Source organism: Veillonella sp. CAG:933 (assembly GCF_000431435.1).
Lineage (GTDB): Bacteria > Bacillota > Negativicutes > Veillonellales > Veillonellaceae > Veillonella_A.
Map to the genome: position 1 here is coordinate 1 of NZ_HF986199.1, position 26,995 is coordinate 26,995.

The following is a 26,995-nucleotide window of genomic DNA, read 5'->3' on the forward strand; positions in this document are numbered from 1 at the left end:
GCCACACACACTTTTTGTCCTATAAGCCGCTAAGCAGTTGTGTTTTTGTGTCAGAGCATACTTGCGGAGAGGTTAAGAGATACTTTTATTGATTACCTTGAACAGTAGGCATATTATCAACTTGCCGGGTGTTATAAGCCACGCCCCAGTCATACATGGCGTTGATAATCGGCTCCATGGTTCGTCCCAGTGGGGATAAGGCGTATTCCACATGTGGCGGAATTACCGGAAATACGGTGCGGGTAATAAGGCCGTCGGCCTCGAGTTCGCGCAGTTGCAAGGTCAGGCTGCGATGGGTGACGCCTTCGATTAATGTTTTGAGTTCGCTGAATCGTTTGTCGCCGGTAAAAAGATGGTATAAAATAATACCTTTCCACTTACCGCTAATAAGCTCTAACGTCGTGGCTACCGGGCATAGTGTACGCGGGCAAGGTTTTAAATTTTCTTTGTTTGTTTTACTGGTGGGTTTCATCACGATTCTCCTCTGTTTATATGTATTTGCTGTGCTTAGTAGGCTAAAATATCTTAGGTATAAAAAATATACTTAAATTAATTTATTTACAGTATATATAAAAAAATTGCGTTCTTCAACTATTTTTTTAGATATGCTATACTAAACATGTCGAAAGATAGATGAGATAGATATTCAAAATTCAGTATAATAAATTATTATTTCGAAAGGATGATACCCATGAGCATTTCTGCACAAGACATTTTAAACGCTTACAATTATCGTTACGCAACGAAGAAGTTTGACCCTAATAAAAAGGTGTCTGACGCTGATTTTAACACGATTTTGGAAACAGGCCGTTTGTCCCCAAGCTCCTTCGGTTTTGAACCTTGGAAGTTCCTCATTATTGAAAAACAGAGCATTAAAGATAAATTGTTCCCTGTATCCTGGGGGGCTCAGAACAGCTTGAACGGTGCCAGCCATTTCGTAATTATTTTGGCTCGCAAAAAAGCGGATACCGTAGCTGATGCGGACTACATCACACACATCATGAAAGACATCAAACACATGCCGGAAGACGTGCAGAACATGATGCGCGGCGCTTACAGCAACTTCCAGACTAACGATTTCAAATTGATCGACAGCAACCGTGCTATGTTCGATTGGGGCAGCAAACAGACCTACATTGCGTTGGCTAACATGATGACAACGGCTGCTATGCTCGGCGTTGACTCTTGCCCAATCGAAGGTTTCAATATTGAAAAAGTGGAAGAAATCTTGAGCGAAGAAGGCGTGCTCGACAAAGAACATTTCGGCGTGTCCGTAATGGTGGGCTTCGGCTATCGTGATGAACAGCCTCATCGTGAAAAAACTCGTCAGCCTATGGAAGATATCGTAACTTGGGTTAAATAAGAGTTTTCCACTAAGATAGTCTTTGGCTAATAGAATATAGAACTAAAAATGCTGAGATGACAGTTAAAAGTCACCTCAGCATTTGTTTTTGTTAAGCATAAACGACAAAGTATAGCGCTAGCCATTCCGGAAGCTATAGGGATATATATTTTTAGAAGACTAATAACAATCCGCCAATGCCCAGCAACACTACGCCTTGAATACGATTTAACATACGTTGTGATTTAGGTCCCTGATTTAAAAAGCCACGGAGTTTACCGGCACAAAGAGCGATGATGGAGAATAAGATGAATGCTTGTAAGCTAAAAACGGCACCGAGCATGGCAATGGCCAGGCCCGGTGATTCATTATTAGGATCCACGAACTGTGGCAAGAATGCGAGGAAGAATAACAGAACTTTTGGGTTCAAGATGTTCATAATGAGACCTTTGCGATAGATGGACAAGGCTGATGACTCACCATTTGAAGTTTGACTTGACGATTTACCGTTTGAAGCTTGGCTGGATGTTTCATTGCTTGATACGCTGTTTGTCGTGTCGTTTGTTGTGCTGTTTGAATCGGCAGCAGTAGCTTGACCGGCGGCTGCTTCAGTCGGTTGTGGTTCCGCAACTTTAGCGGTAAAGGCACCGTAAGCAAGATAGAAAAGATATGCAGCACCTACGTATTTTAAGGCTGCAAAGGCGATTGGTGAACTTTTAACCAGTGCGGCCACCCCTAAGATAACGAGGCACGTGTGAAAGACAATACCTGAACACAGTCCCGCTGCTAGCGTAATGCCTGCCTTGGCACCGTCGGCGAGGCTTTTTGTTAAAAGATATAAATTATCCGGCCCCGGAGCCAGGGTTAAGAGTATTGATGACACTAAAAAGTAAGGAAATAAGGCTAAATCCATATAGAGTAACTCCCTTCAATCGGTAAATGCATACAGTCAGTATAACATATTATTTTCAAAACTCGCCATAGAAGAAAAAACGCAGAATCACACGATTTTTAAAATCATAGTAATAAAATAGGAATTTTACCCCGGAAACCTTGACAAACCATTTCCGGTACACTACCATGAAAACAAAGAGATTGGGAGGCGAATGTATGAATTCAACTGAAATAAAAAAACTACAAGAAGAATATACGAAGGAGATTATTGCGTGGCGCCGTCATTTGCACCAATATCCGGAAATTAGTTTTGAAGAACAGGAAACGACCAAATATTTAGCCGGTGAACTGGATAAATTGGGTATTCCCTATGTGATAAATCCTGAAAAAAACACGGGCATTGTGGCATGGATTGAAGGTCCTAAAAAGGGCAAAACGATTATGCTTCGTGCCGATATTGATGCACTTACCGTTGATGAACAGACGGGGTATGACTTCGCGTCCAAACATGACGGCAAGATGCACGCCTGCGGTCATGATGCACATATGGCCATTTTATTGGGTGCCGCTAAAATGCTGAAAACATTGCAGGACAAAATTCAAGGCAAGGTATTCCTCGTGTTCCAGCCGGCCGAAGAAAGCGGTGAAGGCGCTAAGTACATGAAACAGTTTGGTACCTGGTTTGAAGAAACGGATAGTGTCTTCGGCGCTCACATTTGGATTGATTTGCCCGTTGGCAAGATTTCCGTCGAAGCCGGCGAACGCATGGCGGCCGCGCTTGAAATCGGTATCGATATTGAAGGTCAGGGCGGTCATGGGGCACAGCCTCATTTGACCGTGGATGCCACCGTTGTGGCTTCAGCCATCGTGATGAATTTGCAGACCATCGTGTCTCGCCACTTCAGTCCGCTCGATTCTGTGGTGCTTACCATCGGCAAGATGACCAGCGGCACGCGTTATAATGTTATTTCCGGCTCTGCCCGTTTGGAAGGCACGGCGCGTTATTTCAAACACGCCATCGGCGATGATTTGAAACAGACGATGACTCATATGGTCAACGAAACAGCCGCCGCTTACGGCGCTAAGGCGAAGGTAACCTTCCGTCAAATGGTACCGCCGACGATCAACGATCCGGCCAGCTCGGAACTCGCTCATCGCGTAGGCGCTGAACTCGTTGGTGAAGATAATGTGGTCTTGATGGAAAAAACAATGGCCGGTGAAGACTCTGCTTACTATTTGGAAGAAAAACCGGGCTGCTTTGCTTTCTTCGGTATTGCTAACCCTGACATTGATGCGGTTCATTCCCATCATAGCAATTTCTTCAAAATTGATGAACGCGCATTGCCAATCGGCTCCGCCATGTATGCGCAGTATGCGTTGCAATGGCTGGAAGAACATGCCGAATAGTATAATAAGGCAATGATAGGCAACGTCTCTAGAGTTGCGAGGTAAAAAATAAGAGCTGTCACAGATGTCAGACCGACATTTGTGGCAGCTCTTTTGCGTTGCCGCTTAAAATTTATGCTACGCTTTGTTCTTTTCTAATTTTTTCTTTTCTTCAAGCTCTTTCTGCTCTTTTTTTCTTGCTCCTCTTTATTGAGTTGCTCGATTTGTTCCATTTTAAGTTTAACCGCTTCCGCTTTTAATTCAGCATCGAAGGAACGGTCGCGTACGATTTCGGCACTGAGCAGGATAACCTGGACAGACCAGTTGATCCATACGAAGAGAATCATGATACCAACCAGTGGACCGTACGTGGAGGAACTGCCTGCAAAATTCGTAACATAGAAACGATAGCCATAGGTAAGGGCTAACCAAAGAATCGTAGCTAAGAGCCCGCCCGCGAAGGAGCGCTTCCAAGAAATAAGTTTGTTGATACTTTCCTTGGTAGCTTCAGGCGTGTCCTTGTCAGTTTCTTTGCGTGGTGCATAGTGATAAAACAAGGTGAGCACAAGGGTAAAAGAAATCAACGGCAATAAGGTAGCCGCCATAGTGGCGAGGCTCACAATTTCTTTTGGAATAAAGATAAAACGCTGAGCCACCTGTAAGAAGGCCGGGCCATACACCGAAAGGATAAGCCCTAAGAGACCGGTTACGGTACCGATAATGGTGAAGAAGAAGGCTTTACTGTACATCTTAATCATGCCTTCTTCCACATGATCGAGGCCCAGCATGGTGTTAAGGGCATTAATTAAGGCACGCGTACCTGCCGACATAGTCCAAAAAGCGGTAATAATACCGATGGAGAACAACGTACCGCTTTGGTTTTTGGTCAAATCATCGATAAGATTTTCCAGAGTATGTTGTGAATCCGGTGGTAAGAGAGCCAAAAATTGATCGAGGATGTCCGTATTGTGACTAAGAAATACGGAAATAGCCGTTAAAGCAATAATTAAGAAGGGCGCTATGGAAAGAATAATATAGTACGTTGCTTCCGCGGACAGGCGACCGATATTGTGCTCGCTGTAATCCTTGGCGACGCGCTTTGCCCCATTAATAAATGACTTCATAGTTATTAACTCCTTATAAATAATTTCGTTTTGCGTTGGCCCATATATGGCAAAGAGCCAATGTATCTATATATTAGATTTTATCGATATACTTATTTATAACATATTTTCGAAGAAAATTATAGTGTTTAGATGAAAATAGATAAATTATAAATAACTCTAATTATTTTATTTTTAACAGTTGCATATTTTGAAATGTTATGATACTATTTAATCATAGAAACAAAACAAATTGTTAGGCTAACAGAAAATTAGTTAGCATAATAGATTTTGGAAATGAAGAATGAATAATCAAAATGCCGGTGGAAGTTGGTGTTGAGGCCATTCGATTTGAATAGACAATTGGTTGGGACACCAAACAGTTAGTTTGTATAACGCCAATATGCGTGAAAAGTGAGGGGCGGTTTTTATGAAAAATGAATTGGAAAATTTGAAACAAATTGCTCACGGGTTAGCTCAGCAGTTTGGCGAAACTTGTGAAATTGTAATTCACGACGTACGGACGCCGGAAATGGAAGGTACCGTTGTTTGTATTGAAAACGGCGAGATATCTAACAGAAAGTTAGGTGACGGACCGTCTCATGTGGTGCTCGATGCGCTTAAGAATGACGGTAAAGATTTGGAAGACCGATACGGTTATTTAACCAAAACCAAAGACGGTCGCGTTTTTCGTTCCAGTACCATGTACATGCGTGATGATAAAGGGCAAATTACGTATGTGTTCTGTATTAATTCAGATATTACCAATTTGATTCATTTGCAGCAAATGGTAAATCAACTCACTGAACCGGTGGGGCTCGCGACGAGCACTTCGGCAAGTAAAGAAGCCGACGGAGCTGAACGAATTACGACGAGCGTAACCGATTTGCTGGATGATTTAATTGAGCAGGCGGTGGCTAAGGTAGGTAAGCCGGCGCAGCTCATGACGAAGGCGGAACGATGTGAAGCCTTGAAGTATCTAAACGATGCGGGCGCCTTTTTAATATCTAAAGCGGCCGACAAAATCGGGGAATACTTCGGCATTTCAAGATTTACTTTATACAGCGATTTAAACGTTGTTAAAGATAAAGAGAAGGAAGAGCAAATTAAAGCGAAAGCTAAATAATGGGGACATAAACATCGGTTACAGAACCGGCTGATTCGCTCACTTAAGGGGATAATAATCAGTCTGACAATTTGTTAGCCGATACACATAGGATGGATTTAGAGGTTATTAGGTATGGGAGGTATAACATGGATTCGTTGAAGTGGCAAGTTAATACATTACCTAAAGGTAATGATGATAATTTAGCTATCATGTCGGTGGCGGAAGCCAAAAAAGCCCGTGCGTTTCATCAGAGTTTTCCACAGTATGAAACAACACCGTTAACGCAGTTGCCGCAGTTGGCCAGATTCTGGGGCTTGGGCAGCATTTTTGTCAAAGATGAATCATATCGGTTCGGCTTAAATGCTTTCAAAGTATTGGGCGGCTCGTATTCGATGGTTAAATATGTAGCGCAGCAGCTCCATAAAGACGTATCGGATTTGCCGTATAGCGTAATGACATCCGAAGAATTGCACAAGCAAATGGACGACATTACCTTTTTCACCGCCACGGACGGTAACCACGGGCGCGGGGTAGCCTGGTCCGCTCGTCAGTTAGGTCAAAAGGCCGTTGTATTTATGCCAAAAGGCACCACCAAATCTCGCTTGGAACATATTCAGCGCGAAGGAGCTACGGTAACCATTGAAGATCTCAATTATGATGATTGTGTGCGTAAAGCGGTAGCCGAAGCGGCTAAGGTCAAAAACGGCGTAGTTGTGCAAGATACAGCTTGGGAAGGGTATGAAGAGGTACCAAGCTGGATTATGCAAGGTTACGGTACGATGGCCTTAGAAGCAGGTGAACAATTGGCGACGGCCGGTGCTATGCCGACTCACATTTTTGTTCAAGCCGGCGTAGGATCGTTAGCCGGTGCCGTTACAGGCTATTTTAGAAATTTATATAAAAATGAGGCGCAACAACCGAAAATTATCGTAGTGGAAGCGCAAGCGGCGGATTGCCTATATCAAGGGGCTGTAGCCGGTGACGGCAAACCGCGCATGGTAGGTGGCGATTTGCAGACGATTATGGCCGGTCTTGCTTGCGGCGAGCCGAATACGATAAGTTGGGAAATTTTACGAAATCACGCTGATGTGTTTGTATCCGCACCGGATTGGGTAGCCGAGTGGGGCATGCGTATCAGTGCAGCACCGATAAAAGGCGATACGCCGATTACATCCGGAGAATCCGGCGCAGCACCGTTGGGGACGGTAGCAGCCATCATGACTTGTCCGGAATATAAGGAATTAAAAGAAATCCTAGGTTTGGATGAAACATCGAAGGTATTATGTTTCTCCACCGAAGGCGACACCGATCCGATTCGCTATAAAGACATCGTTTGGTACGGGACTAAATAGGGTTAATCAATTAAATGATTATAAGTAAGAATGTGTAGGTATTGAGGAGGTTGTATTATGGATTTTGAAGCTATCAAAAAAGCAGCGCAGAGCTATGAAGCGGCTATGACGAAATGTTTGCGTGACATCGTGGCAATTCCCGGTGAAAGTGCTGATGAAAAAGGCCATGCCGATCGCATTGCGGAGGAAATGCGAGCCGTAGGTTTTGATGAAGTGCTGATTGATCCGCAAGGGAACGTGTTGGGTTATATGGGATCCGGTAAAACGTTAATCGCCTATGATGCGCATATTGATACGGTAGGTATCGGCAATCGTGAAAACTGGACCTTTGATCCGTATGAAGGCTTTGAATCGGCTACCGAAATTGGCGGTCGCGGTGTATCGGACCAGTTGGGTGGTATCGTTTCCGCTATTTACGGCGCTAAAATCATGAAAGACTTAGGCCTTTTGAACGATAAATACCGCGTGCTCGTAACCGGTACTGTTCAGGAAGAAGACTGTGACGGCCTTTGCTGGGAGTACATGATTAAAGAAAGCAAAATTCGCCCTGAATTTGTAGTATCTACGGAACCTACGGACGGCGGCATCTACCGCGGTCAACGGGGACGTATGGAAATTCGCATCGACGTAAAAGGCGTTTCCTGCCACGGCTCCGCACCGGAACGCGGCGACAATGCAATTTATAAAATGGCCGATATTTTACAAGATATCAGAGCCCTTAATGAAAATGATGCGGCCGCAGAAACGAAGATTAAAGGCCTCGTAAAAATGCTCGATAAAGAATATAACGATCAATGGGAAGAAGCCAGGTTCCTCGGTCGCGGTACGGTTACCGCTTCGGAAATCTTCTTCACATCCCCAAGTCGTTGCGCCGTAGCTGACTCTTGTGCCGTATCCTTGGACCGCCGCATGACAGCCGGTGAAACGTGGGAAAGCTGTCTCGATGAAATCAGAGCTTTACCGGCCGTACAGAAATACGGCGATGATGTGACCGTATCCATGTACCAATATGATCGGCCATCGTACACAGGACTTGTATATCCGATTGAATGCTATTTCCCAACCTGGGTTATTCCTAAAGACCACAAGGTAACGGTTGCTCTTGAAGAAGCGTATAAAGGCTTATACGGCACGGAACGCATCGGCGACAGCACGACTGTTGACATGCGTAAAGCACGTCCGTTAACGGATAAATGGACATTCTCCACTAACGGCGTTTCCATTATGGGCCGTAACGGCATTCCATGTATCGGTTTCGGTCCGGGCGCAGAAGCACAGGCTCATGCACCGAATGAAAAGACTTGGAAACAGGACCTCGTAACTTGTGCCGCTGTATATGCAGCTTTACCAACTATGTATTGTAAATAAAGGGGATAGTATCATGACAGATTTCAATAAAGTAGTTAGTGAATTAGCCAAATTGGATTGTAAAAATATGTTCGGCGAGGATTTCTTCCTTACCTGGGAAAAAAGTGATGATGAATTAAAAGCCGTTTGGGCCGTAGCTGATGCGCTTCGTGCCTTGCGTGAACAGAATATCTCCACGAAAGTGTTTGACAGCGGTCTCGGCATCTCCTTATTCCGCGATAACTCGACCCGTACACGCTTCTCCTTCGCCTCCGCTTGTAACCTTTTGGGCCTTGAAGTACAGGACCTTGATGAAGGTAAATCGCAGATTGCCCATGGTGAAACAGTTCGCGAAACGGCCAACATGGTATCTTTTATGGCCGATGTAATCGGTATTCGCGATGATATGTACATCGGCAAAGGCAATGCGTATATGCATGCCGTGTCTGATGCGGTTAAAGAAGGTTTTGAAGACGGCGTGTTGGAACAGCGTCCGAATCTTGTGAACTTACAGTGTGATATCGACCATCCGACTCAGGTTATGGCCGATGCAGCTCACATCATTAAAGAATTCGGCGGCATTGAAAACTTAAAGGGTAAAAAAGTGGCTATGACTTGGGCTTACTCCCCATCTTACGGCAAACCTTTATCCGTACCGCAAGGGGTTATCGGCTTATTTACACGCCTCGGCATGGAAGTTGTTTTGGCCCATCCTGAAGGCTATGAAGTAATGCCGGAAGTGGAAGAAGTAGCTAAGAAGAATGCAGCGGCATCGGGCGGTTCTTTTAAAAAGACCCACGACATGAAAGAAGCCTTCAAAGACGCCGATATTGTATATCCTAAGAGCTGGGCACCGTTCGCCGCCATGGAAAAACGCACCAAATTATATGGCGATGGCGATTTAGAAGGAATTGATACCTTAGAAAAAGAATTATTACAACAGAATGCGAATCATAAAGATTGGGCTTGCACCGAAGAGATGATGAAGCTCACTAAAGACGGCAAAGCCTTATACTTACACTGCTTACCGGCCGATATTACCGGCGTAAGCTGTGAAACCGGTGAAGTAGACGCCACTGTATTTGACCGCTATCGTGTACCGCTTTATAAAGAAGCAAGCTACAAACCATACGTAATTGCCGCTATGATTTTCCTTAGCAAATTCAAAGACCCTGTACAAAAATTGAAAGATTTACAGGCTAAAGGTAAAGCGCGCATCGATCGTTAATCAGGAGCATAGGTACTGTGGCTATAGCATAGCAAAACTATCCTATAGCCCGGTACTAAGGTATAAGTTTCAGAGGTATACAGTATGGCAAAACGGGCAGTTATTGCATTAGGTGGCAATGCATTGGGCAATACGCTACCGGAACAAATGCAAGCAGTTAAAGGGACCTCAAAAATCATCGTTGATTTGGTTGAAATGGGGTACGAAGTTGTTGTCACACACGGCAACGGTCCTCAAGTGGGGATGATAAATAACGCTATGGCTGCATTATCGCGAGAAAATCCGAAACAACCGAATACACCGTTATCGGTTTGTGTAGCCATGAGTCAAGCCTATATCGGCTATGACCTTCAGAATGCGCTAAGAGAAGAACTGTTAAATCGCAACATTCGTGATTTGGCAGTGTCCACCATGGTGACGCAGGTCCGGGTCGATGAAAACGATCCGGGCTTCAAGAATCCGACCAAGCCTATCGGTCACTTCATGAGTGAAGCAGAAGCGCGCTACGCAGAAGAACATTATGATTACAAATGCGTAGAAGATTCGGGGCGCGGTTGGCGACGTGTAGTCGCTTCGCCGGCACCTATGGAAATTGTGGAACTGGATGCCATTAAGCAACTCGTAGGTCATCAATTGGTGATTTGCTGCGGTGGCGGCGGTATTCCGGTTGTGAAAAAAGACAATCATTTAAGCGGTGCATCCGCGGTTATTGATAAAGATTGGACCAGCAGCGTCTTGGCACAGGCCATTGATGCGGATGTATTTATAATTTTGACAGCCATTGAAAAAGTAGCGATTCATTTCGGCAAACCGAATGAACAGTGGCTCGATGAAATGACGGTAGCGGAAGCTAAACAATATGCTGCCGACGGCCAATTTGCCGCCGGTTCCATGCTGCCGAAGGTAGAAGCGGCCATTCAATTTGCTGACAGCAAACCGGGCCGCACAGCCATTATCACCTTATTGGAAAAAGCCAAAGAAGGGCTTGAAGGCAAAACCGGTACACGTATACACCGGTAGAAAGGTGGCTAACTATGTTATTACTTGGCGAAGGTACGGTTATTACGAGAAATCCGGCTCAGCCTATGATTACACGCGGTGCCGTCGTGATGGACGGCAAGACAATCATCGCGGTGGGCGCTTACGATGAGTTGAAGGCGAAATATCCTGACGCTACCGTAATTAATGCACATGGCAAGTTGATTATGCCGGCATTTATTAATGCCCATCACCATATTTACTCCGCTTTGGCACGCGGGCTGGCACTACCGAATTACAATCCTACTAACTTTAACGAGATTTTGGAAGGCATGTGGTTTTATTTAGACAATAATCTAAACAGAAATTCCGTGTGGGCCAGTGCGGTGGCTACTTATATGGCCTGTATTGAAAACGGCGTTACCACGATTTTTGACCACCATGCCAGTTATGGTGAAACGGCCGGCAGCCTCAGTGTTATCGGCGATGTGGCCAAAGAGTTTGGTGTTCGCTCCTGTCTCTGCTATGAAGTGAGTGATCGAAACGGACAAGAAGCCATGGAAGCAGCCGTAGCGGAAAATGTGCGCTTCGGTCGCGCCGTTAAGGCAGCAGCCGAAAAGCAGACCGCACATAGCGGGGCAGCCGATGACAGTTCGGCAAAGGCTGACAAAACAGCGGATTCGGTTGAACTGGCGGCTATGTTCGGTCTCCATGCATCGTTTACATTGAGTCCGGCCACGCTTGATTATGTACGGACGCAAAATACGGACGGTTTGGGCTATCACATTCACGTCGCCGAAGGTATAAGCGATGAAGAAGACAGCCTCGCTAAATACGGTAAACGCGTGGTCAATCGCCTTTATGATGAAGGCATTTTAGGACCGACTACGATTACCGGCCATTGTATTCATATTGATGCGGATGAACGTTCAATCCTTAAGAAGACGGATACCATGGTTGTCCATAATCCGGAAAGTAATATGGGCAATGCCGTAGGGGCACCGGATATTTTGGCCATGACTAAAGCGGGTTTACGCGTAGGCCTCGGCACAGACGGATACACCAGCGATATGTTGGAATCCTATAAAGCGGCCAATTGCCTCGTTAAACATCGCAGTGGTTTACCAAATCAAGGGTGGGTTGAAATTCCGACCATGCTCTTTGATACGAACCGCAAGATGGCAGAACAGTTTTTCAACATCACCGCCGGTATTTTGGCGCCGGGCGCAGCAGCCGATGTAATTGTAATGGATTATGAACCGCCGACACGCTTAACCGCTGATAATATTAACGGTCATCTCCTATTCGGTGCCAACGGCATGAATGTAGTGACGACAATCAGTAACGGCGTGGTGCGGTACCAAGATCGCCAATGGCAGGGCCTCGATAAACAGGCGTTGCTCGGCGAAGTACGTGAGATAGCCGAAGAACTGTGGCATCAACTAAAGGCTTAAATTGGAAGCGTAATCTTCCGGCAGACATCATAGGCAGAAAGCTATAGCAGACATTATAGTCATAAACTACAGACATAAATAAGAAGTATAAATTACAGGTGTAATTTATTCGATGTTCGCAAAAAGGAGTGAGTCCTCATGAGCGATATTATGTACCCGGTAAGTTTTGATAAATTAATGAATCATATTCTTCAGGAATATGCCATTCATCAGCGTATTTATAATGTAACTAAAATTCACCGCTACGAAGGAACCAAGAGGCTTAAATTATTTGGCAAAAACTTGGAAAACCCATTGGGACCGGCAGCCGGGCCGCATACCCAGTTAGCGCAGAATATTATTGCCGCCTATGTGGGCGGCGCACGGTTTATCGAATTGAAAACCGTGCAAACCCTGTACGGCGAAGAACTCGGTATTCCGAGACCATGCATCTACTCCAATGATGAATCGTACAACGTGGAATGGTCCGCTGAATACAGAGCGGATGAAGCCATGGCGGAATATATTAAAGCCTGGTTTGCCCTCAAATTAATCAGTAAAGAATTTGGTTTGGGCAGTCCGGATGGCTTTATCTTCAATATGAGTGTGGGCTACAATTTAGCGGGTATCAAAGACCCTCTAATCGATGCTTTTATTGAAAACTTAAAAGACGCCGGTAAGACTGAAACTTGGCAGGCTTGCAAAGCATGGATACTGGCTAATTTAGATAAATTCCAACAGATTGATGAAGCCTATGTGGCAAACATTAATTCAGATATTTGTCAGTCCATTACCTTATCTACCATGCACGGTTGCCCGGCCAATGAAATTGAAGCCATTTGCAGTTATTTGTTGGAAACAAAAGGTCTCAACTTATATTTGAAATGTAATCCTACTTTACTCGGCTATGACCGTGTACGAACTTTACTGGACGATGCCGGTTTTGCCTATGTAAAATTTGATAAACATCAATTTGAAGTAGATCCCACCATGGCTGACGCCGTGCCGATGATAGAGCGCTTACAAGCGTTAGGTCAAAAGTGCGGCAAGCAATTCGGCGTTAAGCTCACCAATACCTTCCCGGTTCAAATTCTTGAAAAAGAACTGCCGGGCGAGCAAATGTATATGGCCGGCAAAGCCTTGTTGCCATTGACGATTACCTTGGCGGCCGAGCTCAGCCGCGCATTAGCCGGTAAACTTGCTATTTCCTATAGCGGCGGTGCCGACCGCAAGAGCATCGGGGATATTTTTGAAACCGGTATTTGGCCGATTACGGTATGTACTACCTTGCTGCAAGGCGCCGGTTACGATCAACTCGATGATTTGGCAAAACGCGTAGAAAGTAAAGACTATGATTCTATTACCGCGTTAAATGTACCGGCCATCGAAAAGTTGGCTCAAACCGTGGCGTTATCGCCGGAATTCCACAAAACCGAGGCTATGCGCGTAAAAAGAGCGAAACAACCCGGTTTTCAGGCGGCTCACAGTGAAGATTATCACTGTCGCGTGACATGTGGTACTTGCGTTCGTGTTTGCCCGAACCGGTCCAATGAACTCGTTACGGTGGATGGTCAGAAACTGATTATTCACATTGATGAAGCGTGCAATGAATGCGGTAACTGTGCATGTAATTGCATCGAACCTTGCCAACCGTACAAAGATAGATTGACCTTCTTTTTAGACAAAGCGCGGTTACAGGCAAGTGAAAATGACGGCTTCTACAAAGTCGGTGAGGAATGGGGGTTCCGTTTTAAGGGGCAGGAAGCCGTGCTTCCGCTTGAAAAATTACCGAGCCCGTTACAGTCGATAGTAAGTGCATTCAGTAAGGAGCTGCCTTATTATCTATAACCCTTCAATGTTGAAGGAGGGAGGCTTACCCTATGTTTAAATTTCAAATTAACGGACAATGGCATGAAACAGCAACGGACAAGACATTGCTTCAATATTTGCGCGATGACCTTCACTTAACGGGGACGAAGGACGGTTGCGCAGCCGGAGCTTGCGGGGCTTGTACAGTCATTGCCGGCGGGAAAAAGGTAAAAGCCTGTGTACTTAAGGTTTCGCAGTTGGCGGATAAGCCGGTTGTGACCATCGAAGGCTTGACGGAGCGAGAAAAAGACGTGTATGTGTATGCTTTTGGCGAATGTGGGGCCGTGCAGTGCGGTTTTTGTATTCCCGGCATGGTTATGAGCGCCAAAGCATTGTTAGATGAGAATTTAAATCCTACCCGCGACGATGTAAAGTTAGCGATTAACGGTAATATTTGTCGCTGCACGGGGTATGTAAAAATTGAAGACGCCATTTTGTTGGCAGCTAAACTATTTCGTGAAAACAGTCCCATTCCCGAGAGCGACAGATCCGGTAAAATCGGCACTTTACTTCATCGGGTCGATGCGAAGGAAAAAACCTTGGGCACCGGTTTATACACCGATGATATGGTGTTGCCGGGCATGATTTATGCCAAAGCGGTGCGCAGTAAATATCCGCGAGCCGTGGTGGAACATATCGACATTTCCAAGGCCTTAGCCCATCCCGATTGCGTAACGGTATTATTGGCAAAAGACGTGCCATTCAATAAAACGGGGCATATCATTCAGGATTGGGACGTGCTCATCGCCGAAGGCGATACGACGCGCTATATAGGCGATGCCATTGCCCTCGTGGCGACAGAACATAAGGACACGCTTGATGAAGTGTGCAATTTGGTGGACGTTACCTATACGGAACTGACCCCGATTCTAACGCCGGAAGCGGCTATGGCACCGGATGCACCGCTTATTCATAGCGGCGGCAATATGTTATCCCATCAAGTGCTTAATCGCGGTGATGCGGACGCAGCCATTAAAGCGGCTAAATATGTGGTAACGCGTCACTATTCGACGCCACAGACGGACCATGCGTTCATGGAACCGGAATGTGCCATTGCGGAACCGCGTGAAGACGGCGGACTCAACCTGTATACAGGTGGTCAAAGCGTGTATGATGAGCAGCGCGAAGTAAGCCGTATGTTAAAAGTCGATCAAAGTGAAATTCATGTTCACAGCATGCTGGTAGGCGGGGGGTTCGGCGGCAAGGAAGACATGAGCGTGCAGCATCATGCGGCGCTCATGGCTTGGCATACCAAGCGGCCGGTGAAAGTGAAGTTTTCACGCCAGGAAAGCCTGGATATTCATGTGAAACGCCATGCTATGGAAATGGATATTACCACGGCCTGTGATGAAGAAGGCAATTTGGTAGCCAGCAAGGTTGTCATTGTGTCAGACGGCGGTGCTTATGCATCCTTGGGCGGTCCGGTTTTACAAAGGGCCTGCACCCACTCGGGCGGACCTTACCACTATGAAAACTTCTCGGTGGAAGGTACCTGCTACTATACCAATAATGTACCGGGCGGTGCGTTCCGCGGTTTTGGCGTAACGCAAAGCGTATTCGGTCAGGAAATTAACATTGATTTATTAGCCGAAATGGTGGGCATGGATCCTTGGGAGTTCCGTTATAAAAACGCCGTTCGCCCCGGTGAATCCTTACCGAATGGGCAATTGGCGGGACCGGAAACGGGGCTCGTTGAATGTTTGGAAGCGGTAAAAGAGGCCTACTATGCTTCGCCTAGAACGGGTCTCGCCGTATGTATGAAGAATAGTGGTATCGGCGTAGGTTTGCCGGATACGGGCCGTGTTCGCCTTGAAGTACGGGACGGTAAAGTGCGTATTCGTACGTCCGCCGCCTGTATCGGTCAAGGTTTGGGCACCGTAGCCACTCATATTCTTTGTGAAACAACCGGAATTTCGCCGGATGATGTCATCGTTGAAGCGCCGGATACGGATAGAACGCCGGATTCGGGAACTACCACAGCATCGAGACAGACGGTTTTCACCGGCGAGGCAACGCATGTGGCAGCCCAAGAGCTTAAAGCTGTGCTTGATTCGGGGAAAACGTTAAAAGACCTTGAAGGTTGTGAATATTACGGTGAATATCACGGTATTACCGACCCGATGGGCAGTGACAAACCGCATCCGGTAAGTCATGTGGCGTATGGTTATGGCGCCTGCGTGGCCACAATCGATGAGAAAAATTTTGTAAGTAAAATGGACGTAGCCTTTGATGTAGGACGTGTAATTAACCCGAAAGCCTGTGAGGGGCAGGTTGAGGGCGGTACTTTGATGGGCATGGGCTACGGTGTAACCGAAGATTTTAAAATGGATAACGGTCGTGCAGTAACTAAATATGGGACTTTGGGTTTACTCAGAGCGAAACAACGGCCGGATATTACCGTACATTTTGTTGAAAAGGGTACGCCGGACCAAATGGCGTACGGAGCCAAAGGGATTGGCGAAATTGCCAGCATTCCGATGGCTCCGGCTATATCCAATGCATACCGTCATATCGATAAAGAAGAACGTCGGCGACTTCCTTTGCAACATACAGGCTATAAACGATAGGCAAGGAGTTGAAGGGGTATGACAACGGATAGAACCGAAGTAGTACAGTCGAACGCTGTAGGCGTTGACGAACTTACGGAAACACTAACGGATGAGGTTGAAGTAACAATGCCGGGCGGCAACAAGCACGTGAATCCGGTGGATGAAATTTTGCCGGTGGGGCAGATGTTTACTTACGGCTTGCAGCACGTACTGGCCATGTATGCCGGCGCGGTAGCCGTGCCGATTATTATCGCCCAAGGATTGGGCCTTTCCACAGAACTTTTGACATGTTTAATCAATGCCGACCTCATGGCGGCCGGCATTGCTACCTTGATTCAAACCTTGGGTGTCTGGAAAATAGGGGCCAGAATCCCAATGATTCAAGGTGTTAGTTTTGCCTCGGTAGCACCAATGCTGGTTATCGGCCGAGAATTCGGCCTTACGGCCATCTTCGGAGCCGTTATCGTGGCCGGCTTAATCGGGTTCTTGATTTCGCCGTATTTCAGTAAATTGATTCGTTTTTTCCCACCCGTTGTAACGGGGACAATTATTACCTTAATCGGTATTTCGCTTTTACCGGTAGCCGTTCGCTGGGCCGGCGGGGGCAACCCGAATTCAGCGGATTTTGCAAGCCTTCATAATCTGGGCTTAGCCATAATTACGTTAGCTATCGTGGTGCTCGTGTACCGGGTATTTAAAGGCTTTATCAGTAATTTATCAATCTTAATCGGTCTCATGGGCGGCACTATGGTGGCGTATTTTATGGGCTATACCGATTTTAGTGCCGTTGGCCACGCTGACTGGGTCGGCATCGTGCCACCACTCTACTTCGGCTTCCCACGGTTTGAATGGTTCGCCATTTTGTCCATGCTGATTGTAATGCTCGTTATTATGGTGGAAACGACTGGTGACTGCATTGCTATCGGTGAAATCGTAGGGCGCAAGATCAATAAACCGCACCTCGCCGCCTGCCTCCGGGCTGACGGTATCTCCACCGCTTTGGCGGGTGTACTTAATACCTTCCCACATTCTGCGTTTGCTCAAAACGTAGGGCTTGTAGCGGTAACGGGCATTAAGAGCCGCTATGTAGTGGCTTGCTCCGGTATTATTCTATTGGTATTGGGCTTATTCCCTAAGATGGGGGCCTTGATTGCGTCCATTCCGAGTGCCGTTCTCGGCGGAGCCGGTCTTGCCATGTTCGGTATGATTATTGCCAGCGGGATTCGCGCCTTAGGTAAAGTATCCTTTGAAGGCAATTATAACTTGATGATTGTAGCAGTCAGCATCAGCGTGGGCATGATTACACTAGTGTATCCGAGCTTTTTTGCCCGCTTCCCTGAATGGGCTCAGACCGTAATGCATAGCGGCATTACCTTGGGCAGCTTGGTAGCCGTGCTTATGAACGTGCTCTTGAACGGCAGCGAAGGACATCCTTCAGATCGGCCGGATAAGATTAAATAGTTTCTTTACTCTTTTGAGACCGCTATCAAAATTACTTTCATATGAGATGCTTTGTTTTTTCAAAAAAATAATTTTGACAAAACGGAACAATCATTGTTTAATAAATAGGGTAAATATATAGTTAACATTAAATAAGAATAAATTATTAAACAACATAAAATAGTTATGAATTTGCTGTACGGATATTTGTCTTATTGATAGAAACTGTATAAAATATAATTATATAAGAGGGTATATAATTATCAGTAGGTATTAAGCAGGTTGTTAGTATGAGGAGGTTCTCATGAGCGAAGAAACAAAACGGTCATTACATCCCGTGGATGAAATGCTGCCGCCTACGCAACTATTTGCCTATGGCTTGCAGCACGTATTGGCCATGTACGCCGGTGCCGTAGCCGTACCGATTATTGTGGCTCAGGCCATGCATTTGTCAGCGGAACAGTTAATTCACTTAATTAACGCGGATTTATTTACTTGTGGGATTGCCACACTGATTCAGACTTTGGGCTTTTGGAAAGTGGGCGCTCGTATTCCGATGATTCAAGGCGTTACCTTTGCGTCAGTTACACCGATGATTGTTATCGGTACGCAAGGCGGTATGACGGCCATCTATGGGGCCATAATCGTGGCCGGCCTGTTTACCTTCCTGATAGCGCCGTATTTCAGTCGTTTAATTCGTTTATTCCCGCCGGTGGTAACCGGTACAATCATCACGATTATCGGTATTACTTTATTGCCGGTATCCGTGCGTTGGATTACAGGGTATGGCAAGCCGACATCACCTGAATTTGCCAGTCCTATGAGTTTATTTTTGGCCTTTATTACCTTAGCCATTGTTATTATCGTATATCGTTATTGTAAAGGCTTTTTGAGTAACATCTCCGTGTTGATCGGGCTCATTGGCGGCACTATTATTGCCACCATCATGGGCGTAGCCGATTTCAGCAAAGTAGGTCAAGCGGATTGGGTGGCATTTATTACACCATTCTCCTTCGGTTATCCGACCTTTGATGTGGGCGCCATCATCTCCATGATTATCGTTATGTTTGTAGTTATGGTAGAAACGACCGGCGACTGTGTGGCTATCGGTGAAATTGTAGGGAAGCCGATGGGGCGTAAAGGACTCGCCAGATGTTTGCGGGCCGACGGTTTATCCACCATGCTCGGCGGTATTTTTAACAGCTTCCCATACACGGCGTTTGCTCAGAACGTAGGCCTTTTGGCGGTAACTCGTGTAAAAAGCCGTTTCGTAGTGGCAACGTCCGGTCTTATCCTCGTGGTGCTCGGCTTAGTGCCTAAGATGGCGGCCATTGTTGCGTGCATTCCGAACTCCGTGTTGGGCGGTGCCGGCATTGCCATGTTCGGCATGATTATTGCCAGCGGTATTCGTGCACTTTCCAAAGTAAACTTCGATGGCAACTATAACTTGATGCTCGTAGCCGTAAGTATCGGTATGAGTATGGTAACCTTGACCGAACCGAACTTCTATCATAACTTCCCAAGCTGGACGTCCGTTATTCTTCATAGCGGTATCACCCTTGGCAGTTTGACCGCCGTTGTGTTGAACCTTATTTTCAACGGCGTGGGCCACGAAGAAGCGGTGGAAGAGGAAGATTAATCGGTTAATTGGCTGAGCAATCATAAAAAGATGATGGTTAAAATCGTCTGAATTTTTGCATAATAAAGGGACCACATTGCTTTGTGGTCCCTTGTTGTTTATTCAACGCTACGTGGTATTCAGCATGGTTTCGAACTCGATGGTATTATGTTGAATAAATATGGCATTATTTTGTTAAACAGTATTAAATTCAATTATAGCATGTTATAATAAAGTTTAGAATATTGAAAACAATCAATGCGGGCGTTGCCGGTGCAACATACAAACCGGCGCCTGCAGTGGCATACTAGACATAGATTATTAGAACCGGTGCATGTTTAGATTTATGGTGGCTATGGTTTTAATGATAGACGTATTCTTGTATGCAACAGAAAGGATTTACATATATATGGCAAAGATTATTGCTATTTCTATAAGTGAAAAAAAGGGTCAGAAAAAACACAACATTCCGGAAGCGGAATTGTTGACCGATTTCGGCATGGCCGGTGATGCCCATGCCGGCAAATGGCACCGTCAGATTAGTTTGCTCGGCATTCAGAGTATCGACTTGATGCGCGCTAAAGGGGCCGATGTGAATCCCGGCGATTTTGCTGAAAACATCACCGTGGAAGGTCTCGTTTTATACGAGTTGCCGGTCGGCACGAAGCTCAATGTGGGCGACGGTATTGTCCTTGAAGTGACACAAATCGGCAAGGAATGTCATTCCGGTTGTGAAATCCAAAAACAGGTGGGTTCCTGTATTATGCCGACTCAAGGGATTTTTGCCCGCGTGCTTACAGGCGGCAAGATTCGCGTCGGCGATGAAGTGACCGTCAGTAACGACTAATTTTATTTTAAATAAATCAGATTTGAATCAAGCAGAAACTACCGAATCAGTAGTTAATAAATCGGTAGTTAATAAATCGGTAGTTAATAAGTCTGTACCGAATGATTCGGTACCGGATAATACAGAAGTGTGTAAAGGAGAATTGTATGGTGCAGGATAATTGGCAACGGACAATTGAATATGTGCGTCTTTCGCTGACCGAAGCCTGCAACTTTTGTTGTCCTTATTGTCGGCCGGAGGCGATTACGCCGGAAAGTCAGACGAACTTATTGACGCCCGATGAATGGCTCACCGTTTTGGGAGCGTTTCATCAACTGGGCGTGCGAGCCTTGCGTCTTACGGGCGGTGAACCGCTACTCTATCCGCATTTAGACGAATTACTCCAGAAATTGCAGGAGCGTCAGTGGTTTGAAGATGTATCCATGACGACCAACGGCAGTTTGCTGGGGAAGCGTGCCAAGGAGCTTCAAAAGCTTGGTCTTAATCGCGTAAACATCAGCCTTGATGCGGTTGATGAAGATACCTTTGACATACGAACCGGACGAATCGGTGAGTTATCGGCCGTTATAGAAGGTATTGAAGCGGCACTTGCCGCGGGCTTTACGTCCGTTAAAATAAACACCGTGTTGATGGAGCCCATGTCCGATGACATGGTGCGATCCCTCTTGGCATATATGGAAAAATGGCCCGTAATTTGGCGTTTTATTGAATACATGCCGTTCCAAGGCCAGACATTTAGAGGCCCTACTTTTGAAGAATGGCAGGCTCAATTAACCAGAATCTGCGGGGGGCCGCTGATTCCGGTTGAAAAGAACGGAGCGAAAAAGGATGCTAAAAAGGGCGCTGAAAGCGGAAACGGTCATGCTCTTGACGCTGATGAAGTCAACGCCGATAAAGTCAATGCCGATAAACCGACCGCTGCTAAAAAATCCAAATCGGTAACCGGCTTCGGTCCGGCTACGTATTACGCATTGCCGCAAGGTCCGGTGGTGGGCTTTATTTTCCCAATGAGCCACAGCTATTGCCATGAATGCAACCGCGTGCGACTCACATCGGACGGGCGTTTGCGTCTTTGCTTATTGCGTGACGATGAAGCAGATTTGGTCAGCTTGGTGCGACAGGGTAAATCTTCCGAAGAATTGGCTGAGCACATTAAAGATGTATTGCAGCTGCGTCGTGAGCAGCATGAAGAGCCGGATATGGCAGCGCCTAAGCGTGCCATGTGGCGCATCGGCGGTTAGTCATTGCTTTTATTGGGTGTAAAAGGCAAGACTTAATCATTATATGAGGTAAAATGCGGTTTAGGCTTGACTGTAGGGTGTCGTCAGCCTGAATAGAGTAAATGAGGTGGTGTAATGAAACGATTTGATTGGGGCACAACGGCTAATGGTGAACCTGTTACTATGTATGAATTGGAATCGGATACAATTAAGCTGCGCGTAATCGACAGAGGGGCCACCATCGTCGACTTTATTGTAAAACCCTTAGAGCGCAACATTGTGTTGGGCTATGACTCCTTACAAGGTTATGAAGAAGGAACGGCCTATTTAGGTGCGTCAGTTGGTAGGGTTGCCAATCGAATTGCCGGCGCCCGCTGCGAAATTGACGGCACCGAGTATCATTGGAAGCCGAATAATGGGCCCAACTTACTTCATAGCGGTGAAAACAGCTTGAGTTTTGACGTGTGGCATTTAGTGCCGCAAAGCGCCAAACAGGCCTTTAACTATGATAAAATCACGTTGGCCACGATGTTGCGCAGTGAAGAAGACGGCTTTCCCGGCGACTTGCGAGTACAACTGGATATTATCGTCAATGGGGCGGACGTGAATTTAACGTATCGCTATATGACATCCCGTAATTCCGTAGTTAATATTACGGGGCACAGTTATTTTAATTTGAACGGCACCGATTTAGCGAGCGTGACCAAGAATCGTAATTTTGCCGCTCTGCAGGAGGCACCAGAGGCGTCGACCACTAATGAAGGCCCTAAAGAACAGCCGTTGATAACGAATCACCAATTGCGCTTAGACGCGATTCGTTACATGCCGTTTGGTGAAAACCAAATCCCTACCGGTCATATTGCTTCGGTAGAACGAACACCTTTTGATTTCAGTGTATGGCGTACCTTAGGGAACAATTTGAATGCCTATAAGGAAGAATTGGCGGAATATAGAGGCTATGATCATCAGTATGTTTTGCGCCTGCCTACGACCAGCAAAATGTTTGCGCTACCCGTTAATCACCGTTTCAGCGATAGGGAGGATATGACCAAACACCTGGCTTTGTGTGGGACTATGCACGTAGCTGATTTAGCCCTGGAAGTATATTCCAATGCGCCGGGCTTTCAATTGTACACCGGTAACTGGCTCGATGAGACCGGCCGTGACGGCGTGCATTACGGGCCTTACAGCGGCATGTGCATAGAGCCGCAATTTGCCCCGAATGATGTGAACATGCCTAATTTCGGCGAATCGCTGACAAAAGCGGGGACCATTTATGAGCGGCATATTACCTATAGAGTAGATTTACTCAATGGCTGACAAAAACGATAATATATTTTACAATTAAAGTATGATACTTGACCGGTTGTGCCAAGCACAGCCGGTTTTATTTATATTGATATACCTGTTTACCAAGGAGGTTAAGACCTATGGACGCATTTACATTTCATAATCCGACCAAAATCGTATTTGGCAAGGACTGTGTAGCTCAATTAGAGCAAGATTTGGCAAAATACGGTCAAAACGTGCTGTTAACCTATGGCGGTGGCAGTATTAAACGCAACGGCATCTATGACGACGTCATGGCGCAACTTAAAGCGGCCGGTAAAAACGTCATTGAACTAAGCGGTATTATGTCCAATCCGCGTACTGAAAAAGTGCAGGAAGGGGCTGATTTGTGCCGTGAACATAAGATAGATTTCATCTTGGCGGTAGGCGGCGGATCCGTTATTGATTGCTCCAAATTCATTGCGGCAGTGGCTAAAACAGAGCCCGGCTATGACTGGTGGGAGCACATGTTTATGAAGCGTGAAAACGTAACCGATGCGTTACCGTTTGGTGTTGTGCTTACCATGTCAGCCACAGGCAGTGAAATGAACAATCGCGGCGTTGTGACCAATTGGGAATCGCAGAAGAAAATGGGCGGTTACGGCGATGCGCTGTTCCCTCAGTTCTCCTATTTAGATCCGGTCTACACCTATTCCATGCCGCATAATCAGATGATTAACGGTATTTGCGATATGCTCTCCCATTTGATGGAACAGTACTTCTCCTTGCCGGAAACCAACAACTTGAGCGATGCCCTCATTGAAGCGGCTTTTAAAAACATCATGGCTAACGCAGCTGTTGCCATTAAAAATCCGGAAGACTATGAAGCTCGTTCCAACCTCATGTGGGGTGCAACGTTAGCTTTGAACGGTATTATGGGGCTTGGCAAAAAACAGGATTGGATGGCCCATCAGATTGAACATGCGTTGTCCGCTTTTTACGACATTCCGCATGGTGCGGGCCTCGCCATTGTACATCCAATGTTACTTCGTTATATTTACAAAGATCATTTACCTCGTTTTGTTCGCTTTGCTAAAAATGTATGGGGTCTCAGCGAAGACGAATACGCCAACGAAGCCACCTTGGCCTTGGCCGGTATCGATGCGTTGCGCGCTTATTTCAAATCCATCGGGGCTCCCACAACTCTTACCGAAGTGGGTATTCCGGCTGAAGCGTTGCCTAAGATTGCTGAAAAATCTAACAGATATCCGACATCCTATACCAACTTTACGACGGAAGATATTTTGGCGATTTATCAGAGCGCGTTATGATTAATTTTCGATAATTAATTGATAAGAGCTTTTCAAGTGTTTAAAGAAAATTACAATATATATACCGAAACTTTACATAAATGAACTGTTTGTTCATTGCTATTAATAAATAGAAGTGTTAGTATAACAGTAGCATATGGCTCTTAAGAGCTCTTGGTGATGGCGGCATCACCTACCCGAAAGCGGCACGAAAGTGTCGCTTTTTTGGGATAAATTCAAATCGGATATTATTGGGTAAGGGGAATTAGCTATGACATGGGATGACTACAAAGATTACGTAAAATCGCTTAGTGATGAAGATCGGGAAAATATGGAATTGATAGAAAAGCTGGCTGAGATTGCGACACGCCATTTAAAAGATAAAGGGGAGTAGCGAAAGCAAATTCGCTTGAGCAGATGTAGTATTAAATAGACTTTTTGCGGCAGAAAGTATTTATGGTAAATACAATAGCTGTTTGTAAAAAGATAAAACTCAATAAATTCTATTTCCTTCCAGGCGGTCTTATTTCTATTGACCGCCTCTTTTGTTCCATTCATCGAAAACTCGTTTACGCCTTTTCTAAAATAACATACAATGCTATCAGATAAAGATAGGTTATAAAATATCTTACAGCATAGTTTATTGCATTTATTTTAGGAGGTTTATGTTTATGGAAATGAACGGGCTTTATTTAGTCATTGCTTCGGCCCTCATACTCGTAATTGCCTATCGCTTGTACGGGTCATTCGTAGCGGCTAAAGTATTAACAGTAAATCAATATCGCACAACCCCGGCGGTAGCGATTAATGACGGGGTAGACTATGTACCAACCAACAAATGGGTGACTTTCGGTCAGCACTTTGCAGCGATTGCCGGTGCCGGTCCTTTGGTTGGTCCTGTAATTGCCGCTCAGTTCGGTTACTTACCGGGCGTGCTTTGGATTTTGATCGGTTCCGTATTAGCCGGTGCCGTTCACGACTTCGTGTTGCTTTTTGCATCCGTTCGTTATAACGGTAAATCCATTGCGGATATTGCCAAATCTGAAATTTCCAGCGTTGCCGGCATGGGCACGTTGCTTGCTACTTTGTTCTTGCTCATCATCACGATGGCCGGCATGGCAGCCGTAGTTGCCAACTCCCTTGAAAACTCCCCATGGGGCTTTTTCACAGTAAGTGCTACGATTCCTATCGCCGTATTCATCGGTATTTACCTTCGTTGGATTCGCCCGGGCAAAATTCGTGAAGCCACTGTTATCGGTGTAGCTCTTATCATGGCCGCTGTTGTATACGGTCCTGACATCGCTCATTCTTCTTTGGCCCCTTACTTCACTTGGGATCGTAAATCCATTCAAATCATGTTGGCTGTTTACAGCTTCTTCGCAGCCGCTTTACCGGTTTGGTTATTATTAGCTCCGCGCGGTTACTTATCCACTTACATGAAAGTCGGCACAATCGGCGCATTAGCCTTAGGTATTATTCTTGTTATGCCGGTTCTTCAAATGCCTGCTTTCTCCGATTATGTAAACGGCGGCGGCCCTGTTCTTAGCGGTTCCGCAGTTCCATTCGTATTCATTACCATCGCTTGTGGTGCGTTGTCCGGTTTCCATGCGACCGTATCTACCGGTACAACTCCTAAAATGATTACTAATGAAAAAGAAATGCTTCCAATCGGTTACGGGGCAATGTTGACTGAAGCATTCATCGCTATGATGGCTTTAATCGCAGCAACCAGCTTACATCCAAACGATTATTTTGCAATTAACTCCACTACGGAAACGTTCTCCGCATTGGGTCTTCAAGTTCAAGAATTGCCAATGCTTTCCCAGATGGTAGGGGAAGACTTGATGCACCGTCCGGGCGGCGCTGTATCCTTGGCAGTTGGTATGGCTCACATTTTCTCCAAAATTCCTAACATGTCTCACTTGATGAGCTACTGGTACCACTTCTGTATCATGTTCGAAGCCTTGTTCATCTTGACTTTGATCGACACCGGTACTCGCGTAAGCCGCTACATGGTGCAGGAATTATTGGGTATGGCTTGGCCAAAAATGAAAGACGCTCACTGGTTACCGGGCGTTTACATCGCGTCCTTCCTCGTATGTTTCACTTGGGGTTACCTCGTATTGCAAGGTAACATCGGTACCATTTGGCCATTATTCGGCGTATCCAACCAGCTCTTAGCGACTATGGGTCTCGCCATCGGCACAACGGTTATCATGCACCTTGGCCACAAACGCTATGCATGGGTAACGATGATTCCATGTTTCTTCATCGCCATCATCACAGTTATGGCTGACTATCAAAACGTATTCGGCAACTACATTCCGGAAGGTCAGTGGATGCTCGTTGGCGTTAGCGTAGTTATGTTCATCTTGGTAGCGGTCGTTATGGTTGAAGCGGTTCGCAGCTGGATTCGTTTGGCAAAACAGCCGCAAGACTTCCGTACCGAAGCTGATATCGAAGAGGAAACTCTCGAAGATATGGAACCTGAAAACGTTTAATTGAACGTTAATAGCTAAAAGTAAAACTTAAGCTTTATGCTGAAAAGTTAAGACTGAAGTATCAGGGTAAAAGTAAACGACTAATAGCTTACAAACATAAATGTACGCCTTTAAATTATGCTGTTAAGCAGATAAAAAATGCCATAGACACGTTGCTCGGTGAAAACCGCAGTAACGATGCCTATGGCATTTGTCGTATAT

21 protein-coding genes are annotated in these 26,995 nt (G+C 45.8%); 18 read left to right on the forward strand and 3 right to left on the reverse strand.

From position 1 onward, the window contains the following. Positions 1–85: 85 nt before the first annotated feature. Positions 86–472: a winged helix-turn-helix transcriptional regulator gene (locus tag QZL64_RS06655; RefSeq protein WP_021841233.1), complete on the reverse strand. Its 387-nt coding sequence runs from the start codon at positions 470–472 to the stop codon at positions 86–88. A gap of 219 nt (positions 473–691) precedes the next feature. On the opposite strand from QZL64_RS06655, the gene QZL64_RS06660 reads away from it, so the two are divergent. After that, complete coding sequence (locus QZL64_RS06660; protein ID WP_021841234.1) at positions 692–1,363, forward strand: NAD(P)H-dependent oxidoreductase; 672 nt, start codon at positions 692–694, stop codon at positions 1,361–1,363. Positions 1,364–1,514: 151 nt separating this feature from the next. Here the strand turns inward: QZL64_RS06660 and QZL64_RS06665 are convergent, their stop codons facing one another. Next, entirely contained in the window at positions 1,515–2,255 is a 741-nt protein-coding gene (locus QZL64_RS06665; RefSeq protein ID WP_021841235.1) for a LysE family translocator, read from the reverse strand. 197 nt (positions 2,256–2,452) lie between these two features. Between QZL64_RS06665 and QZL64_RS06670 the strand changes: the two genes are divergently transcribed. After that, positions 2,453–3,643 carry a M20 metallopeptidase family protein gene (locus QZL64_RS06670; protein WP_021841236.1) on the forward strand — a complete coding sequence of 397 codons (1,191 nt, stop codon included), beginning with the start codon at positions 2,453–2,455 and terminating at the stop codon, positions 3,641–3,643. Positions 3,644–3,777: 134 nt separating this feature from the next. Here the strand turns inward: QZL64_RS06670 and QZL64_RS06675 are convergent, their stop codons facing one another. Next, on the reverse strand, positions 3,778–4,746 hold the full coding sequence (locus QZL64_RS06675; protein ID WP_021841237.1) for a YihY/virulence factor BrkB family protein: 969 nt from the start codon (positions 4,744–4,746) through the stop codon (positions 3,778–3,780). Between the two features lie 409 nt (positions 4,747–5,155). Between QZL64_RS06675 and QZL64_RS06680 the strand changes: the two genes are divergently transcribed. The 16 genes from QZL64_RS06680 to QZL64_RS06755 all read left to right on the forward strand — a co-directional run bounded on the left by QZL64_RS06680 (position 5,156) and on the right by QZL64_RS06755 (position 26,794). Continuing rightward, on the forward strand, positions 5,156–5,851 hold the full coding sequence (locus QZL64_RS06680; protein ID WP_021841238.1) for a helix-turn-helix transcriptional regulator: 696 nt from the start codon (positions 5,156–5,158) through the stop codon (positions 5,849–5,851). A 128-nt stretch (positions 5,852–5,979) separates the two neighbouring features. Continuing rightward, entirely contained in the window at positions 5,980–7,185 is a 1,206-nt protein-coding gene (dpaL, locus tag QZL64_RS06685; RefSeq protein WP_021841239.1) for a diaminopropionate ammonia-lyase, read from the forward strand. Between the two features lie 57 nt (positions 7,186–7,242). After that, positions 7,243–8,553 (forward strand): YgeY family selenium metabolism-linked hydrolase, encoded by a 1,311-nt coding sequence (locus QZL64_RS06690; RefSeq protein WP_021841240.1) that lies wholly within the window; start codon positions 7,243–7,245, stop codon positions 8,551–8,553. Between the two features lie 13 nt (positions 8,554–8,566). Then, the gene (gene ygeW / locus QZL64_RS06695; RefSeq protein ID WP_021841241.1) at positions 8,567–9,760 is read left to right on the forward strand and encodes a knotted carbamoyltransferase YgeW; all 1,194 of its coding nucleotides are present in this window, start codon (positions 8,567–8,569) and stop codon (positions 9,758–9,760) included. Positions 9,761–9,844: 84 nt separating this feature from the next. Continuing rightward, positions 9,845–10,780 carry a carbamate kinase gene (gene arcC, locus QZL64_RS06700; protein ID WP_021841242.1) on the forward strand — a complete coding sequence of 312 codons (936 nt, stop codon included), beginning with the start codon at positions 9,845–9,847 and terminating at the stop codon, positions 10,778–10,780. Positions 10,781–10,794: 14 nt separating this feature from the next. After that, a complete protein-coding gene (ssnA, locus tag QZL64_RS06705) occupies positions 10,795–12,192 on the forward strand; it encodes a putative aminohydrolase SsnA (RefSeq protein WP_021841243.1) in 1,398 nt (465 codons plus the stop codon). A gap of 138 nt (positions 12,193–12,330) precedes the next feature. Next, positions 12,331–14,019 carry an oxidoreductase pyridine nucleotide-disulfide family protein gene (locus QZL64_RS06710; protein ID WP_021841244.1) on the forward strand — a complete coding sequence of 563 codons (1,689 nt, stop codon included), beginning with the start codon at positions 12,331–12,333 and terminating at the stop codon, positions 14,017–14,019. 32 nt (positions 14,020–14,051) lie between these two features. Beyond that, positions 14,052–16,607: a selenium-dependent xanthine dehydrogenase gene (gene xdh, locus QZL64_RS06715; RefSeq protein ID WP_021841245.1), complete on the forward strand. Its 2,556-nt coding sequence runs from the start codon at positions 14,052–14,054 to the stop codon at positions 16,605–16,607. A 108-nt stretch (positions 16,608–16,715) separates the two neighbouring features. Beyond that, a complete protein-coding gene (locus QZL64_RS06720) occupies positions 16,716–18,050 on the forward strand; it encodes a nucleobase:cation symporter-2 family protein (protein ID WP_296309417.1) in 1,335 nt (444 codons plus the stop codon). Positions 18,051–18,333: 283 nt separating this feature from the next. After that, positions 18,334–19,668 carry a nucleobase:cation symporter-2 family protein gene (locus tag QZL64_RS06725; RefSeq protein ID WP_021841247.1) on the forward strand — a complete coding sequence of 445 codons (1,335 nt, stop codon included), beginning with the start codon at positions 18,334–18,336 and terminating at the stop codon, positions 19,666–19,668. A gap of 388 nt (positions 19,669–20,056) precedes the next feature. Then, the gene (locus QZL64_RS06730) at positions 20,057–20,494 is read left to right on the forward strand and encodes an MOSC domain-containing protein (protein WP_021841248.1); all 438 of its coding nucleotides are present in this window, start codon (positions 20,057–20,059) and stop codon (positions 20,492–20,494) included. Positions 20,495–20,643: 149 nt separating this feature from the next. Continuing rightward, the gene (locus QZL64_RS06735; protein WP_296309421.1) at positions 20,644–21,735 is read left to right on the forward strand and encodes a GTP 3',8-cyclase MoaA; all 1,092 of its coding nucleotides are present in this window, start codon (positions 20,644–20,646) and stop codon (positions 21,733–21,735) included. A 114-nt stretch (positions 21,736–21,849) separates the two neighbouring features. After that, positions 21,850–23,034 (forward strand): aldose epimerase family protein, encoded by a 1,185-nt coding sequence (locus QZL64_RS06740; RefSeq protein WP_021841250.1) that lies wholly within the window; start codon positions 21,850–21,852, stop codon positions 23,032–23,034. A gap of 110 nt (positions 23,035–23,144) precedes the next feature. Beyond that, the gene (locus tag QZL64_RS06745) at positions 23,145–24,314 is read left to right on the forward strand and encodes an iron-containing alcohol dehydrogenase (protein ID WP_021841251.1); all 1,170 of its coding nucleotides are present in this window, start codon (positions 23,145–23,147) and stop codon (positions 24,312–24,314) included. A 250-nt stretch (positions 24,315–24,564) separates the two neighbouring features. Further along, positions 24,565–24,687, forward strand: coding sequence for a hypothetical protein (locus tag QZL64_RS06750; RefSeq protein ID WP_021841252.1), 123 nt, complete (start codon positions 24,565–24,567; stop codon positions 24,685–24,687). A gap of 277 nt (positions 24,688–24,964) precedes the next feature. Beyond that, entirely contained in the window at positions 24,965–26,794 is a 1,830-nt protein-coding gene (locus QZL64_RS06755) for a carbon starvation CstA family protein (RefSeq protein WP_021841253.1), read from the forward strand. Positions 26,795–26,995: the final 201 nt, after the last annotated feature.

Excerpts from the sequence above, each read along its gene's own strand:
- QZL64_RS06655 (WP_021841233.1), bottom strand. The coding sequence starts at position 472 with ATGAAACCCACCAGTAAAACAAACAAAGAAAATTTAAAACCTTGCCCG.
- QZL64_RS06660 (WP_021841234.1), top strand. The coding sequence starts at position 692 with ATGAGCATTTCTGCACAAGACATTTTAAACGCTTACAATTATCGTTAC.
- QZL64_RS06665 (WP_021841235.1), bottom strand. The coding sequence starts at position 2,255 with ATGGATTTAGCCTTATTTCCTTACTTTTTAGTGTCATCAATACTCTTA.
- QZL64_RS06670 (WP_021841236.1), top strand. The coding sequence starts at position 2,453 with ATGAATTCAACTGAAATAAAAAAACTACAAGAAGAATATACGAAGGAG.
- QZL64_RS06675 (WP_021841237.1), bottom strand. The coding sequence starts at position 4,746 with ATGAAGTCATTTATTAATGGGGCAAAGCGCGTCGCCAAGGATTACAGC.
- QZL64_RS06680 (WP_021841238.1), top strand. The coding sequence starts at position 5,156 with ATGAAAAATGAATTGGAAAATTTGAAACAAATTGCTCACGGGTTAGCT.
- dpaL (WP_021841239.1), top strand. The coding sequence starts at position 5,980 with ATGGATTCGTTGAAGTGGCAAGTTAATACATTACCTAAAGGTAATGAT.
- QZL64_RS06690 (WP_021841240.1), top strand. The coding sequence starts at position 7,243 with ATGGATTTTGAAGCTATCAAAAAAGCAGCGCAGAGCTATGAAGCGGCT.
- ygeW (WP_021841241.1), top strand. The coding sequence starts at position 8,567 with ATGACAGATTTCAATAAAGTAGTTAGTGAATTAGCCAAATTGGATTGT.
- arcC (WP_021841242.1), top strand. The coding sequence starts at position 9,845 with ATGGCAAAACGGGCAGTTATTGCATTAGGTGGCAATGCATTGGGCAAT.
- ssnA (WP_021841243.1), top strand. The coding sequence starts at position 10,795 with ATGTTATTACTTGGCGAAGGTACGGTTATTACGAGAAATCCGGCTCAG.
- QZL64_RS06710 (WP_021841244.1), top strand. The coding sequence starts at position 12,331 with ATGAGCGATATTATGTACCCGGTAAGTTTTGATAAATTAATGAATCAT.
- xdh (WP_021841245.1), top strand. The coding sequence starts at position 14,052 with ATGTTTAAATTTCAAATTAACGGACAATGGCATGAAACAGCAACGGAC.
- QZL64_RS06720 (WP_296309417.1), top strand. The coding sequence starts at position 16,716 with ATGCCGGGCGGCAACAAGCACGTGAATCCGGTGGATGAAATTTTGCCG.
- QZL64_RS06725 (WP_021841247.1), top strand. The coding sequence starts at position 18,334 with ATGAGCGAAGAAACAAAACGGTCATTACATCCCGTGGATGAAATGCTG.
- QZL64_RS06730 (WP_021841248.1), top strand. The coding sequence starts at position 20,057 with ATGGCAAAGATTATTGCTATTTCTATAAGTGAAAAAAAGGGTCAGAAA.
- QZL64_RS06740 (WP_021841250.1), top strand. The coding sequence starts at position 21,850 with ATGAAACGATTTGATTGGGGCACAACGGCTAATGGTGAACCTGTTACT.
- QZL64_RS06745 (WP_021841251.1), top strand. The coding sequence starts at position 23,145 with ATGGACGCATTTACATTTCATAATCCGACCAAAATCGTATTTGGCAAG.
- QZL64_RS06750 (WP_021841252.1), top strand. The coding sequence starts at position 24,565 with ATGACATGGGATGACTACAAAGATTACGTAAAATCGCTTAGTGATGAA.
- QZL64_RS06755 (WP_021841253.1), top strand. The coding sequence starts at position 24,965 with ATGGAAATGAACGGGCTTTATTTAGTCATTGCTTCGGCCCTCATACTC.